Genomic DNA, 13861 nt, shown 5'->3' with positions numbered 1-13861 from the left:
CTGAATCAGAAGGTGACCTGCTGGGAGGACTGCTGCAGGAGCTTTCCCTTCCTGCTCAGCAGGAACTCCTTGAACGCCGCCACCGGTGGCGTGTCCGGGTGGCCGTCGAGCCAGGCCACGCCGATCTCGCGCACCGCCCGCTGGCCCGTCACCGTCAGCTCCACCACTCCCGGCCGCGGCACCGCGGGCGGCGGCAGCAGGGCCACGCCAAGGCCTGCCGCGACCAGGCCGCGCAGGGTCTCCGCCTCCTCGCCCTCGAAGGCGATGCGGGGCTTGAAGCCCGCCTCGCGGCAGAGGGCGTCCGTGATGCGGCGCAGGCCGTACCCGGGCTCCAGGGTCACGAATGCCTCCTCCGCGGTCTCGGCGAGGCGGACCCGTTTGCGGGAGGCGAGGCGGTGGTCGTCGGGGACGACCAGGCGCAGGCGCTGCTCGTCGAGGCGGCGGGCGACCAGGTCGGGGGCGTCGGGTACGGGTGAGGTGAGGCAGAGGTCGAGTTCGCCCGCGCGCAGCCGCTCCAGCATCGCCTCGCCGTAGTTCTGGACGAGGCTGAAGCGGATGCGGGGGTGGTCGGCGCGGAAGGCGCGGATGAGGCCGGGGACCGTCTCCGAGCCCATGGTGTGCAGAAAGCCGAAGGCGACCTTGCCGGAGGCCGGGTCGGCGTCGGCGCGCACCGACTCGGCGGCGCGCTCCACCTCGCCGAGGGCCCGCTCCACCGACGTGAGGAAGGTGCGGCCCGCCGGGGTGAGCGAGACCGTGCGGCCGCGGCGTGCGAACAGGTCGACGCCGAGGTCCCGTTCGAGGCGGACGAGGGCGCGGGACAGCGTCGACTGGGGGATGCGCATCTGCTCGGCGGCGCGCGTGACGTGTTCGGTGCGGGCGACTCCCGCGAAGTACGCGAGGCGTGGCGCGAGCAGCGCCACGATGTCCTGCGCGTCACTGTCGTGTGACAGCCGCCCCTGTGACCTGTGCTGATGCTGCATATGATCGATTATGGGGTTTCCATGCATTGGACGCATCAAAAATGCGGTCGTACGTTTCTTGACATGCCTGCTGCCAGTAGCGGGGCGTCCGTCACCCATGCGGTCGCCCCTGCCCCGTCGTCCCCCGCCGCCGATACCCGACTGACTCCGGGCGGGCCCGGCTACCGCCGGATGAGCTTCGCGCTCTTCCTCGCCGGCGTCGCCACCTTCGCCCTCCTCTACTCCACGCAGGCCCTCCTCCCCCTCGTCTCCGCCGACTTCGGCGTGAGCGCGAGCACGGCCAGCTGGACGGTGTCGGGGGCCACGGGCGCACTGGCCCTCTTCGTCCTTCCGCTGAGCGCCCTCAGTGAGCGCTACGGGCGGCGCGCGATGATGACCGCCTCGCTGACCGTCGCCGTCGCCGTCGGACTCCTCGTGCCCTTCGCGCCCTCGGTCGAGGTGCTGATCGTGCTGCGCGCCGTGCAGGGCGCGGCGCTCGCGGGACTTCCCGCCTCCGCGATGGCGTTCCTCGCCGAAGAGGTACGGCCCAAGGCGCTGGTCGCCGCGATCGGCCTGTTCGTGGCGGGCAACTCCATCGGCGGGATGAGCGGGCGCATCGTCACGGGCTGGGTCGCGCAGGCCTGGGGCTGGCGTGCGGCGGTCGGCGTGGTCGGTGTCCTCGCGGTGCTCTGCGCGGTCGCGTTCCGCGTACTGCTGCCCGCGCCCCGGCACTTCACCCCGGGCCCGCTCAGCCCCAAGTCGCTCGCGCGCACGGTGCGCACGCATCTCTCGAACCCGCTCCTGTGCAGGCTGTACGCGATCGGGGCGCTGTTCATGACCGTGTTCGGCGCGGTCTACACGGTGATCGGGTACCGCCTCACCGAGGCGCCGTTCTCACTGCCGCAGGGCGTCATCGGCTCGATCTTCCTGGTCTACCTCGTCGGCACGGTCTCGTCGGCCGCGGCCGGACGGCTCGTGGCACGCCTTGGGCGGCGCGGCGCGCTGTACCTGGCGGTGAGCACGACGGCAGGCGGACTGCTCCTCTCCCTCTCCCCTTCGCTGGTCCTCGTACTGCTCGGACTCGTGCTGATCACCGCGGGGTTCTTCGCGGGGCACGCGGTCGCGTCCTCGTCGGTGAGCCGGACGGCGACGACCGGCCGTGCGCAGGCGTCCGCGCTCTACCAGTCCGCGTACTACCTGGGCTCCAGCGCGGGCGGCACGCTCGGCGCGGTCGCCTTCCACGCTGGCGGCTGGGCCGGGACGGTCGGGCTCGGACTCCTCGCGGTGCTGGGCGTCGTGTCGGTCACGGTGTGGGGATCGCACGCGGCGCGGGTGCGGGAACGGCGCACGCTGGTGGCCCGCTCCTGCTGAGTCCCGCCCGCTCCTACTGATTCACCTGCGGGTTTTCCCACTCCGGGGGCCGTTGTCAGTGGGCTGCGGTAGCTTCCGATGTGTTGGGCCTCACGGAGGGCTCTCTCGCAGCGCAGGGGTGGGTTGGGATGAGCGACATCGCAGGGACGACGACCGATCTGGACGTCACGCTGGAGAAACACCGGGTCGAACTGACGGGGTACTGCTATCGGATGCTGGGCTCCGCCTTCGAGGCCGAGGACGCCGTGCAGGACACGATGGTGCGGGCCTGGCGCAGCTTCGAGAAGTTCGAGGGCCGCTCCAGCGTCCGGTCCTGGCTGTACCGCATCGCGACGAACGTCTGCCTGGACATGCTCAACGCGGGCAACCGCCGCGCCCGCCCCATGGACCTGACCGCCGCGGCCCCGCTGGCGCAGGCCGCGCTCAATCCGCGCCCGGACAACACCTGGCTTGAGCCGATCCCGGACGCCCGTGTGCTGCCGAACGTCGGCGACCCCGCGGAGGCGGCCGTCGCCAAGGAGTCGGTGCGCCTCGCGTTCGTCGCCGCGTTGCAGAGCCTGCCGCCGAAGCAGCGGGCGGTCCTCATCCTGCGCGAGGTCCTCGCGTGGAAGGCCAGCGAGGTCGCCGAGCTGATCGACACCTCCGTCGCCTCCGTGAACAGCGCGCTGCAGCGGGCCCGCGCCACCCTCGCCGAGCGGCCCGAGGACGGCACGGCCGTCTCCGACCCGCTCGACGAGGAGCAGCAGAAGCTCCTTGAGCGGTACGTCGCCGCGTTCGAGGGCTATGACATGGCGGCGCTGACCGCGCTGCTCGCCGAGGACGCCGTCATGACGATGCCGCCGTTCGACCTGTGGCTGCGCGGCACGACGGACATCACGGGCTTCATGACCACGATCGGCGCGTCGTGCGCCAACAGCCGCCTCGTCCCGGTGAACGTGAACGGCACGCCGGGCTTCGCGCACTACAAGCCGGACCCCGACAACGGTGGGTTCGCTCCCTGGGCGATCCAGGTCATCGAGATCTCAGAGGGCCGGATCACCGGCTTCCACTGCTTCCTGGACACGCCCCGGTGGTTCCCGCTGTTCGGCATGCCCCTCCATCTCGACGACTAGACCGAGGAGCTCGACGAGGCCCACGAGGCCGAGCAGGGCCAGCAGGGCGGGGGCGGGGTTCCTGAGACGGATCCGGCCCCCTGCCCGGCGGGCGGCGAGGTGCAGACGAGCGATCGCGTCGACGGTGGCGAAGTCGGCGGTGGTGACGGCGCCGACATCACAGACGACGTCGCCTGCCCCGCCGCCACCGGGACCGCCGCCACCGGGACCGCCTTGCGGGCCGTGCCGGGCGGCGGCCACCTGCTCGCACAGGCGCGGGACGTCGCCTGGGCGCAGGGGGCCCTCGATCCGGACGAGGTTCTCTTCGGAAGCAGTCACGCAAGGTTGACCGCAGCGGCGGCCGGAACTCATCGATGAACGAGCAGGAGACGTCGCCTGGGCGCGGCGTGGCTCGGGTGGGGGCGGTGTCTTCGGTGGCCCGGTGTCTTCGTCGGTCACCGGGGCCGCCCGGGGTTTTGCGGAGTGTGGCGGTTCCGGGCCGGCAGTAAAGGGCGCTCCCTGCGGTCGCGTCGGCTCCGCCGATTCCGCTCCGCTCCACCCTTGACTCCCACCCCTCCACCGCAGTTGAACGTTGACCCGGACGGCCAGGGGTGGGGGCTGCGGGGACGGTTGGGTGGGTCATCACCTTTCGCTGCCGGGTGCGGCCCGGTCCAACGTGGGCGGCCGTCACCGTTGGGGTGCGGCCTCGCTGGTCGGGTCATCCGCTCTCGCTGCCGGGTGCGACCCGGCCCAACGTGAGTCATCCCCACGGTCTGGGGCGGGTCATCGGCTTTCGTTGCCGGGTGCGGACCGGTCCAACGTGGGTGGGAGTGGTGGTCGGTCTGCCGAAGGGCTGCCTGGGCCGTCCCCTCCGGCACCTACTTCGGGAAAGTTGCGAATGGTTTGGCCGTGCGCCCCCTCGGCGGAGTGAATGCGCCCCCTGTCGTGTGGGATTGCTGGCTCGGCTGCGTGAGAGCAGTGCTTCGGGTGATGGCGTGCGGGGTGCGGGGTGCGCGGGAGGGGTGGCGGTTGGGTCGGGCCGCCCCCTCTCCGGCACCTACTTTGGGAAAGTTGCGAATGCCTTCGCCGCGCGCCCCCCCAGCAGATGCCGATGCGCCCCCCGGCATGTCCTCTCTGCCGCGCCGGATGCGCGAGATCGGTGACGTGGGTGGGGGCGTGCGGGGTGTGGGAAGGGGGCGCGCGCCGGAACGGTTCGCAACTTTCCCAAAGTAGGTGCCGGAGGGGGGCCGGGGGGGGCGGTGGCGCTTCGGTCTGCCCGGGGTGGTCGCCCCGCGCACGACGTACCGACCTCACCCCCCGACCATGACCATGACGGCGACGGCGACACGCGATGGACCGGTCCGCACCCGCCCGCGAGAGCCGATGACCCGAGCAGCGAGGCCACACCCCCAGCCGGTGAGGGCAACTCACATTGAGCCGGACCGCACCCGGCCGCGAAAGGTGATGACCCGAGCAGCGAGGCCACGCGGCTGGCGGCGCCGCGACCGGGGCGGCGATACACGTTGGGCCGGTCCGCACCCAGCAACGAGAGCCGATGACCCGACCCGAACCCTGGGGACGACTCACGTTGGGCCGGTCCGCACCCGGCAACGCGAGCAGATGACCCGAGCAGCGCAGCCGCGCGGCTGGCGGCGCCGCGACCGTGGCGGTCGGCCACGTTGGACCGGGCCGCACCCGGCAGCGAAAGGTGATGACCCATCCAGAGAGGTCCGCCGCCTCACCCCTGGCCGTCCGGGTCAACGTCCCACTGCGGTGCAGGGGCGGGAGTCAAGGGAGGAGCGAAGCGGAATCGGCGCAGCCGACGCGCAGCGCAGCGGAGCGCCCTTTACTCCCGACCCGGAACCGCCACACTCCGCAAAACCCCGGGCGGCCCCGGCAACCATCAACGCCACCGGCCCACCGAAGGCCCGGCCGGGCTAGCCGATCCGGTCCAGGATGATCGGAGTCGCCGAGAAGCCCGTCCCGGCCGGAGCGATGTCGTAGGAGCCGGCCACCGACTCCAGCGCGTACGCGAAGCGGTCCGGCGTGTCCGTGTGGAGGGTGAGCAGAGGCGCGCCCGCCTCGACGGAGTCGCCCGGCTTCGCGTGGAGCTCGACGCCCGCACCCGCCTGCACCACGTCCTCCTTGCGCGCACGCCCCGCGCCAAGACGCCACGCGGCGACGCCGACGTCGTACGCGTCGAGGCGGGTGAGGATGCCGGACGAGGGAGCCCGCACCACATGCCGCTCCCGTGCCACCGGCAGCTCCGCATCCGGGTCACCGCCCTGCGCCGCGATCATGCGGCGCCACACGTCCATCGCCGAACCGTCGGCGAGGGCCTTCGCGGGGTCCGCGTCCTTCAGGCCCGCCGCGTCCAGCATCTCCCGGGCCAGCGCGAGGGTGAGCTCGACGACGTCGGCCGGGCCGCCGCCCGCGAGGACCTCGACCGACTCGCGGACCTCGAGCGCGTTGCCCGCCGTCAGGCCGAGCGGCGTCGACATGTCCGTGAGGAGCGCCGCCGTGCGGACGCCGCTGTCCGTGCCGAGCTCCACCATCGTGGCGGCCAGCTCGCGCGCGTCGTCCAGGTTCTTCATGAACGCGCCGGTGCCGACCTTCACGTCGAGGACCAGGGAGCCCGTCCCCTCGGCGATCTTCTTGGACATGATCGAAGAAGCGATCAGCGGGATCGCCTCCACCGTGCCGGTCACGTCGCGCAGGGCGTAGAGCTTCTTGTCGGCGGGGGCCAGGCCGTCGCCCGCCGCGCAGATGACCGAGCCGACGCCCTCCAGGACGTTGAGCATCTCCTCGTTGGAGAGCAGCGCCCGCCAGCCGGGGATGGCCTCCAGCTTGTCGAGCGTGCCGCCGGTGTGGCCGAGGCCGCGGCCCGAGAGCTGCGGGACGGCCGCGCCACACGCGGCGACCAGCGGGGCGAGCGGCAGCGTGATCTTGTCGCCGACGCCGCCGGTGGAGTGCTTGTCGGCGGTGGGGCGGGAGAGCGCGGAGAAGTCCATGCGCTCGCCGGACGCGATCATCGCGGCGGTCCAGCGGGCGATCTCCTTGCGGTTCATGCCGTTCAGGAGGATCGCCATCGCGAGGGACGACATCTGTTCGTCGGCGACCGTGCCGCGCGTGTACGCGTCGATGACCCAGTCGATCTGCTCGTCGCTGAGCTCGCCCCGGTCGCGCTTGGTACGGATGACGGAGATGACGTCCATGGCAGTCCTTCCAGCAGTACAACGGCGTACGTACGTAGATATGCCGCGACTCTACGCGCATAGAGCCGGGAGATGAAGGCGGCCCCGCACCCCGGATCTCCAAGGGGGCGGGGCCGTCCGTCAGTTGAGGTGCTGCGGGCCGAACGCGTCGGGGAGCATGTCCCCCAGCGACCGCACGCCCGACGACGTCTCCAGAAGGAGCTCCGCGCCGCCGAACTCGTACAGCAGCTGGCGGCAGCGGCCGCACGGCATCAGGATCTCGCCCTTGCCGTCCACACACGTGAAGTGCGTGAGGCGGCCGCCGCCGGTCAGCTGGAGCTGCGAGACCAGGCCGCACTCGGCGCACAGGCCGAGGCCGTACGAGGCGTTCTCGACGTTGCAGCCGGAGACCGTTCTTCCGTCGTCGACCAGGGCCGCGGCGCCGACCGGGAAGCCCGAATAGGGCGCGTACGCGCGGGACATCGCCTCGCGCGCGGCCTCCCGCAGGGCGTCCCAGTCGGTGTCGGCGGCAGCAGTCGTCACTTGCCTTGTCCCTTTCGGTACGGCATTCCGTCCGCCTTCGGCATCCGGAGCCGCTGGGCGGAGAGCGAGAGGACCAGCAGGGTCACCACGTACGGAGTGGCGGTGACGACCTGGTTGGGCACCTCATCGGTCAAGCCGTACCACAGGAACATCAGGGCGGAGACGGCCGCGGTGATCGCCGCGGGGACGTACCGCTTGCGCCAGGCTAGGTAGACCGCGCCGATGACCAGCAGGATCGCGATGAGCAGGAGCAGCGCGTGGACGTTGGTGCCGCCACCCCGGAGCTTCAGGCTGTCGGTGTAACCGAACAGGCCCGCGCCGAGCGCGAGTCCGCCGGGCATCCAGTTGCCGAAGATCATCGCGGCGAGGCCGATGTAGCCGCGGCCGCCGGTCTGGCCCTCCAGGTAGATGTTGGAGGCGACCAGGGAGAGGAAGGCGCCGCCGAGTCCGGCGAGGCCGCCGGAGATGACCACGGCCAGGTACTTGTACTTGTACACGTTGACGCCGAGCGACTCGGCCGCGATCGGGTTCTCGCCGCAGGAGCGCAGGCGCAGACCGAACGAGGTGCGCCACAGGATCCACCAGCTCAGCGGGACCATGGCGACCGCGACCACGGTCAGCGGGGAGAGGTCGGTGATGAGGCCGCCGATCAGACCCGCGAGGTCCGAGACGAGGAACCAGTGCTTGTCGTTGAGGTCCTGGAGCCAGTCGGAGAGGCCCGGCACGGAGAAGTTGCCGAGCGACTCGACGGGCGGCGACTGCTTCGACGTACCGCCCTCCTCGCCCTCGAAGGCGAAGGTCGAGAGGTAGCGGGTGGCACCCAGGGCGAGGATGTTCAGGGCCACACCGGAGACGATGTGGTTGACGTTGAACGTGATCGTGACGATCGCGTGCAGCAGCCCGCCGAGCGCGCCGCCGATGATGCCGAAGAGGACGCCGACCCACGGGCCCCACTGGAAGCCCGCCCAGGCGCCGAACCAGGTGCCGAGGATGAGCATGCCCTCGAGGCCGATGTTGACCACGCCCGCGCGCTCGGCCCAGAGGCCGCCGAGTCCGGCGAGGCCGATCGGCACGGCGAGCTTGAGTGCCGTCGACATCTGTCCGGTGGACGTGATGCCGTCGGCGCCGGTGATCATGCGGACCACGGAGGTCAGCACGAGGACACCCGCGATGATCAGCAGGAGGACGGGGAGCGAGACGCGGCGGCGGCCCGGTGCGGGCTGCTCGGCCGGGGCCTTGGCGACGGTTGCCGAGCTCATCGGGCAGCCACCTCCTTCACGGAGTCGTTGTTGCCGTTGTTGCCGTTCGCCCGGGCGGCGGCGGCCAGTTCCTCACCGACGCGGCGCTGCTGGCGGCGCAGGCCCCAGCGGCGCACCTCCTCGTAGGAGACGACGACCGCGATCACGATGAGGCCCTGCATGATCACCGCGATCTCCTTGTCGTACGCCTCGGGCTGGGCGTAGTCGAGGGCGGGCGACGCCTTGTCGAGGAAGGCCCAGAGCAGCGCGGCGAAGGCGATGCCGACGGGGTTGTTGCGGCCGAGGAGAGCGATGCCGATGGCGGTGAAGCCGAGGCCCGCGGGGAAGGAGAGGCTGTACGTGTGGGTGTCGCCGAGCAGGATCGGCAGACCGGCGAGGCCCGAGACCGCGCCGGAGATCAGCATCGCGCTGAGCACCATGCGCTTGGCGTTGACACCGGAGGCCGCGGCGGCCGACTCGGAGGCGCCGGTGGCGCGCAGGTCGAAGCCGAACCGGGTGCGGTTGAGGACGAGCCAGTACAGGATGCCCGCGAGCACCGAGATGATCACGAAGCCGTAGATCTCGCCGCCCGCGACCTCGATGCCGGGGAACCAGCCGGACTTCTCCATGACGCCGGTGGTCTGGTTGTTGCCGACCGGGACGCCGAAGTTCTCGGTGAGGGTGAGGTAGGCGATGACGCTCGTCGCGATGGCGTTGAGCATGATCGTGGCGACCACCTCGCTGACGCCGCGCGTGGTCTTCAGGACGCCCGCGATACCGGCCCAGAAGGCGCCGGTGAGCATGGCGACCGCCATGAGCATCGGGATCTGCAGGAACGACGGCAGCGCGAGGTGCGTGCCGACGACGGCGGTCACCATCGCGGCGAGCCGGTACTGGCCGTCGACGCCGATGTTGAACAGGTTCATGCGGAAGCCGATGGCCACCGCGAGCGCCGCCAGGTAGTACATGCCCGCCTGGTTGAGGATCAGCACCTGCACGTCGGAGAAGGTGGCCTGCTCCAGCATCAGGCTGTACGGCTCGATCGGGCTCTTGCCCGAGGCGAGCAGCACGACCGAGGTCAGCGCCACGGCCGCGATCAGCGCGATGACCGGTCCGGCCACCGCGAGGAGCACGCGCTCCTTGTCGAACTTCTTCATCGGGCCTCGTCCTCCGGGGCGTCTTCTTCCACGTGCTCCAAGTGACCCGTGGCGGCACCGGTCATCGCCGAACCGAGCTCCTCCGGCGTGATGGTGGCCGGGTCGGCGTCCGCCACGAGCCGCCCGTTGTAGATCACGCGGAGGGTGTCGGAGAGACCGATCAGCTCGTCCAGGTCGGCGGAGATGAGCAGCACGGCGAGGCCTTCGCGGCGCGCCTCGCGGATCTGGTCCCAGATCTGCGCCTGCGCGCCGACGTCCACACCGCGGGTGGGGTGGGCGGCGATCAGGAAGCGCGGCTTGTGGCTCATCTCGCGGCCGACGATCAGCTTCTGCTGGTTGCCGCCGGACAGGGAGGCGGCCGTCACGTCGATGCCGGGCGTACGGACGTCGTACTCCTCGACGATGCGGCGCGTGTCGGCCTGGGCGCTCTTGAGGTCGAGCCAGAAGCCGAGCTTGCTGCCCGCGTTGGGCTTCTCGGTGACGTGGCCGAGGATGCGGTTCTCCCACAGCGGCGACTCCAGGAGGAGGCCGTGGCGGTGGCGGTCCTCGGGGATGTAGCCGATGCCGTCCTCACGCCGCTTACGGGTCGCCGTGCCGGTGATGTCCTCTCCGGCCATGCGGATCACGCCGGAGTCGGCGTGCTTGAGGCCGATGAGCGCGTCGATCAGCTCGGTCTGGCCGTTGCCCTCGACACCCGCGATGCCGAGGACTTCGCCCTCGTGGATCGTGAAGGAGATGTCGTCGAGCAGGGCGCGCTGCGACTCGCCGCCCGCGAGCAGTTTGAGGCTCTCGACCTGGATCATCGGGCGGTCGGTGACCGTCGACTCCGCCGTCTCGGGCGTGGGGAGCTCGCTGCCGACCATCAGCTCGGCGAGCTGGCGGGGCGTCGTCTCGGACGGGATCGCCGTGCCGACGGTCGTGCCGCGCCGGATGACGGTGATGTCGTCGGCGACGGAGAGGACCTCGCCCAGCTTGTGCGAGATGAAGATGACGGAGAGGCCCTCGGACTTGAGCTCGCGCAGGTTGTCGAAGAGCGCGTCGACCTCCTGCGGCACGAGTACGGCCGTCGGCTCGTCGAGGATCAGCGTGGTGGCGCCGCGGTAGAGGACCTTGAGGATTTCCACGCGCTGCCGGTCGGCGACGCCGAGGTCCTCCACGTACGCGTTGGGGCGCACGCCGAGGCCGTACCGCTCGGAGATCTCGGCGATGCGGCGGCGGGCGGCGCCGCCGATGCCGTGCAGCTTCTCGCTGCCGAGGACGATGTTCTCCAGGACGGTCAGCTGGTCGGCGAGCATGAAGTGCTGGTGCACCATGCCGATGCCGCGGCTGATGGCGTCCGCGGGGCTGCCGAAGGCGACCTGCTCGCCGTCGACGGTGATGGTGCCCTCGTCCGGCTTCTGCATGCCGTAGAGGATCTTCATCAGCGTCGACTTGCCCGCGCCGTTCTCGCCGACGAGGGCGTGCACGGTGCCCTTGCGGACGGTCAGGTGGATGTCGTGGTTGGCCACGACACCGGGGAAGCGCTTGGTGATGCCGACGAGTTCGACGGCGACGGGCGGAGGGTTGGTGGACGCGTCGATGGCGCACTCTCCTCGGGGGCCTGAAGGAAAGGGGCCGCCTACGCGCGCAGTGCCCCTGCTGGTACTGGGAATCCCCCGGCGCGAAATCCCTTCGCACCAGGGGGTCTTGAGCTGTCGCTCGCGCGAACGGGGCGCGGGTGAACCATCGTCCCCCACACCCCGTTGCACGTGAATCACGCTGCCGTCACGGCAGTCCGGCCGTTACGGCAGTCGGCAAGGCGGCTGCGCCTTACGGAGCGGTCTTGACCTTGATCTTGCCGCCCTTGATGCCCTCTTCGGCCTTCTTCAGGGCCTCCTGGACATCCTTCATCTTCATGAACTCGGGGTTCGAGTCGGCGAGCGCGACACCGCCGGACTTGAGGTCGGCGCGGACGACGCCGCCCTTGGCGTTGCCGTCCTCGACGGCCTTCGCCAGGTTGTACACCGAGCCCGCGACGTCCTTGGTCGCCGAGGTCAGGATGTACTTCTTGTACTTGGCGAGGGCGTCCTGCTTGTACTGGTCGGAGTCGACACCGATCGCCCAGACCTTCTTGGCGGCGGCGGCCTCGATGACGCCCTGACCGGAGAGGCCCGCGGCGTGGTAGACCACGTCGGCGCCCTTCTCGATCTGGCCCTGCGCGGCGGTCTTGCCCTTGTCGGGGCTGGAGAACCCGCCGTCCTCGGCCTTCTCGGTCAGGTACTGCTTGACGACCTTGACCTTGGGGTTGGTGTCCTTGACGCCCTGCGCGAAGCCCGCCTCGAACTTGTGGATCAGCGGGACGTCCACGCCGCCGACGAAGCCGACGGTCTTGGACTTGGTGGCCTTGGCGGCGACGACGCCCGCGAGGTAGGACGCCTCCTGCTCGCTGAAGACCAGGTCGGAGACGTTGTCGGCCTTGACCGTCTCGTCGTCGACGATGCCGAAGGTGGTCTTCGGGAACTTCTCCGAGACCTCCTTGATGGCGGGCGCGTACGCGTAGCCGACGCCGATCACCGGGTTGTAGCCCTGCTTGGCCAGCTGCGTCAGGCGCTGCGTCTTGTCGGCGTCCGACTCGCCGTCGACCGGCTCGACGGCCTTCTCGCCGGTCTTGAACTCCTTGGCGGCCTTCTTCATGCCGACGGTCGCGGCGTCGTTGAAGGACTGGTCGCCGGCGCCGCCGACGTCGTAGGCGATGGCGACGCCCTTGTTCTTGTCGTCCTTGCTCGCGGCGGCGTCGCTGGACGTGCCACCACAGGCGGAGACGGTTACGGCAAGAGCGGCGGTCGCGGCGCCCGCGACAGCTATTCGAGACACCCGGCGCATAGAGACGAACTCCTTAGTACAAGCAAGCACAAGCACGTTCGAGCGCCTCACCTGGCGCTGATTTCGCCGCAGCGTAACGCGCGTAGACCTGACATAAGAACCCTTCTGTCCGGTCCGTTATCGAGCTGTGGCCACCGGGTGTCGGGGGGCCGAACGAAGGGTGGGCGCCCCCCTGATGGGAGGCGCCCAGTCGCCACACGCAGTACTACGTAAAACGTCCCGGATCGTGCGCTCCGGATGCACGACGGACGCGCTTCGGATGCGCTACGGAACGATCTCGACCTTGACCTTGCCGCTGACGATGTCCTTCTCGGCCTTCTCCACGGCGGCGACGACGTCCTTCATCGCCGTGTACTTCGGGTTCGAGTCGGAGAACCCGACGCGGCCCGACTTCAGGTCGTACCGCTGCTCGCCCGTCATCGGCTTGCCCTCGACGACGGACTCCGTCAGGTCGTACACCGCGCCGCCGACGTCCTTGAACGCCGAGCCGAGGATGTAGTCCTTGTACTTGGCGAGGGCCTTCTGCTTGTACTGGTCCGAGTCGACGCCGATGGCCCACTTCTTCTGCGAACCAGCCTCCTGGATGACGCCCTGCCCGGACAGCCCCGCCGCGTGGTAGATCACGTCGGCGCCGGACTCGATCTGTCCGCTCGCCGCGTTCTGCCCCTTGTCCGGGCTGGAGAATCCGCCTTCCTCGGGCTTCTCGGTCAGATACCGCTTCTCGATCTTGATCTTCGGGTCGACGGATTTCACACCCTGCACGAATCCGGCCTCGAATTTGTGGATGAGCGGAATGTCCACGCCCCCGACGAACCCGACGTGTTTGGCCTTGCTCGCCTTGGCGGCGGCGACGCCCGCCAGATAGGAGCCCTGCTCCTCGTGGAAGACGAGGTCGGCGACGTTGTCGGCCTTCACCGTGTTGTCGTCGATGATCCCGAAGGTGGTCTTGGGGAACTTCTTGGCGGCGGCCTCCACGGCGGGCGCGTAGACGAAGCCGACGCCGATGACCGGGTCGTAGCCCTGCTTGGCGAGCTGTTCGAGGCGCTGGACCTTGTCGGCGCTGGACTCGCCGTCGCCCGGCTCCATGTCCACGCCGCCGATCTTGAACTCCTCGCGGGCCTTCTTGTAGCCCGCGTAGGCGGCGTCGTTGAAGGACTGGTCGCCCTGCCCGCCGATGTCGTACGCGAGTCCGATGCCCTTGCCCTTGTACGACGACCCGGCGGAGCCGTTGTCCCTGCCCTCGTCTTCCTGCGAGGCCTCGTTGCTCGTCTTGCCGCAGCCGGCCACCGCGAGGGCGAGGACGGCGACGGCGGCGGTGATGTGGGTGGCGCGAGATTTCCGGGATGTACGGGATTTACGGGATGTCGAAGAGAGACGACGCACAGGAAGCACCCCTTGATCGCCAATTCGCCGCATACGGCGCTGATTTCGGCGCACATTAACGCG

General features: G+C 70.1%; 11 protein-coding genes. 2 read left to right on the top strand and 9 right to left on the bottom strand.

Translation table 11 applies throughout. The annotated features are described in order from the left end of the window. Positions 1-5: 5 nt before the first annotated feature. Positions 6-980: a LysR family transcriptional regulator gene (locus NOO62_RS25165; RefSeq protein WP_268773119.1), complete on the bottom strand. Its 975-nt coding sequence runs from the start codon at positions 978-980 to the stop codon at positions 6-8. 63 nt (positions 981-1043) lie between these two features. Between NOO62_RS25165 and NOO62_RS25160 the strand changes: the two genes are divergently transcribed. Together NOO62_RS25160 and NOO62_RS25155 are read left to right on the top strand one after the other, a co-directional pair. Beyond that, positions 1044-2330: an MFS transporter gene (locus NOO62_RS25160; protein ID WP_268773118.1), complete on the top strand. Its 1287-nt coding sequence runs from the start codon at positions 1044-1046 to the stop codon at positions 2328-2330. Positions 2331-2458: 128 nt separating this feature from the next. Then, on the top strand, positions 2459-3442 hold the full coding sequence (locus NOO62_RS25155; protein ID WP_268773117.1) for a sigma-70 family RNA polymerase sigma factor: 984 nt from the start codon (positions 2459-2461) through the stop codon (positions 3440-3442). Here the strand turns inward: NOO62_RS25155 and NOO62_RS25150 are convergent. The 8 genes from NOO62_RS25150 to NOO62_RS25115 all read right to left on the bottom strand — a co-directional run bounded on the left by NOO62_RS25150 (position 3353) and on the right by NOO62_RS25115 (position 13798). Further along, the gene (locus NOO62_RS25150) at positions 3353-3760 is read right to left on the bottom strand and encodes an STAS domain-containing protein (protein ID WP_268773116.1); all 408 of its coding nucleotides are present in this window, start codon (positions 3758-3760) and stop codon (positions 3353-3355) included. The genes NOO62_RS25155 and NOO62_RS25150 overlap by 90 nt on opposite strands. Before the next feature lie 1598 nt (positions 3761-5358). Beyond that, a complete protein-coding gene (locus NOO62_RS25145; protein ID WP_268773115.1) occupies positions 5359-6636 on the bottom strand; it encodes a thymidine phosphorylase in 1278 nt (425 codons plus the stop codon). A gap of 120 nt (positions 6637-6756) precedes the next feature. Beyond that, positions 6757-7158 (bottom strand): cytidine deaminase, encoded by a 402-nt coding sequence (locus NOO62_RS25140; RefSeq protein ID WP_268773114.1) that lies wholly within the window; start codon positions 7156-7158, stop codon positions 6757-6759. Further along, positions 7155-8417: an ABC transporter permease gene (locus NOO62_RS25135; RefSeq protein WP_268773113.1), complete on the bottom strand. Its 1263-nt coding sequence runs from the start codon at positions 8415-8417 to the stop codon at positions 7155-7157. The genes NOO62_RS25140 and NOO62_RS25135 overlap by 4 nt, the downstream gene beginning before the upstream one ends. After that, positions 8414-9553 carry an ABC transporter permease gene (locus NOO62_RS25130; protein WP_268773112.1) on the bottom strand — a complete coding sequence of 380 codons (1140 nt, stop codon included), beginning with the start codon at positions 9551-9553 and terminating at the stop codon, positions 8414-8416. The genes NOO62_RS25135 and NOO62_RS25130 overlap by 4 nt, the downstream gene beginning before the upstream one ends. Then, positions 9550-11133 carry an ABC transporter ATP-binding protein gene (locus NOO62_RS25125; RefSeq protein ID WP_268775765.1) on the bottom strand — a complete coding sequence of 528 codons (1584 nt, stop codon included), beginning with the start codon at positions 11131-11133 and terminating at the stop codon, positions 9550-9552. Before NOO62_RS25125 ends, NOO62_RS25130 begins: the two co-directional genes overlap by 4 nt. A gap of 229 nt (positions 11134-11362) precedes the next feature. Then, a complete protein-coding gene (locus NOO62_RS25120; protein ID WP_268773111.1) occupies positions 11363-12415 on the bottom strand; it encodes a BMP family lipoprotein in 1053 nt (350 codons plus the stop codon). A gap of 264 nt (positions 12416-12679) precedes the next feature. Next, complete coding sequence (locus tag NOO62_RS25115; RefSeq protein ID WP_414930877.1) at positions 12680-13798, bottom strand: BMP family lipoprotein; 1119 nt, start codon at positions 13796-13798, stop codon at positions 12680-12682. Between the last annotated feature and the right edge of the window lie 63 nt (positions 13799-13861).

The organism is Streptomyces sp. Je 1-369 (genome assembly GCF_026810505.1).
Lineage (GTDB): Bacteria > Actinomycetota > Actinomycetes > Streptomycetales > Streptomycetaceae > Streptomyces.
This window is presented reverse-complemented; position numbering and strand designations above follow the sequence as displayed.

What these genes read in the sequence shown, in the direction of transcription:
- NOO62_RS25165 (WP_268773119.1), bottom strand. Translation starts at nt 980, where the DNA reads ATGCAGCATCAGCACAGGTCACAGGGGCGGCTGTCACACGACAGTGAC.
- NOO62_RS25160 (WP_268773118.1), top strand. Translation starts at nt 1,044, where the DNA reads ATGCCTGCTGCCAGTAGCGGGGCGTCCGTCACCCATGCGGTCGCCCCT.
- NOO62_RS25155 (WP_268773117.1), top strand. Translation starts at nt 2,459, where the DNA reads ATGAGCGACATCGCAGGGACGACGACCGATCTGGACGTCACGCTGGAG.
- NOO62_RS25145 (WP_268773115.1), bottom strand. Translation starts at nt 6,636, where the DNA reads ATGGACGTCATCTCCGTCATCCGTACCAAGCGCGACCGGGGCGAGCTC.
- NOO62_RS25135 (WP_268773113.1), bottom strand. Translation starts at nt 8,417, where the DNA reads ATGAGCTCGGCAACCGTCGCCAAGGCCCCGGCCGAGCAGCCCGCACCG.
- NOO62_RS25130 (WP_268773112.1), bottom strand. Translation starts at nt 9,553, where the DNA reads ATGAAGAAGTTCGACAAGGAGCGCGTGCTCCTCGCGGTGGCCGGACCG.
- NOO62_RS25120 (WP_268773111.1), bottom strand. Translation starts at nt 12,415, where the DNA reads ATGCGCCGGGTGTCTCGAATAGCTGTCGCGGGCGCCGCGACCGCCGCT.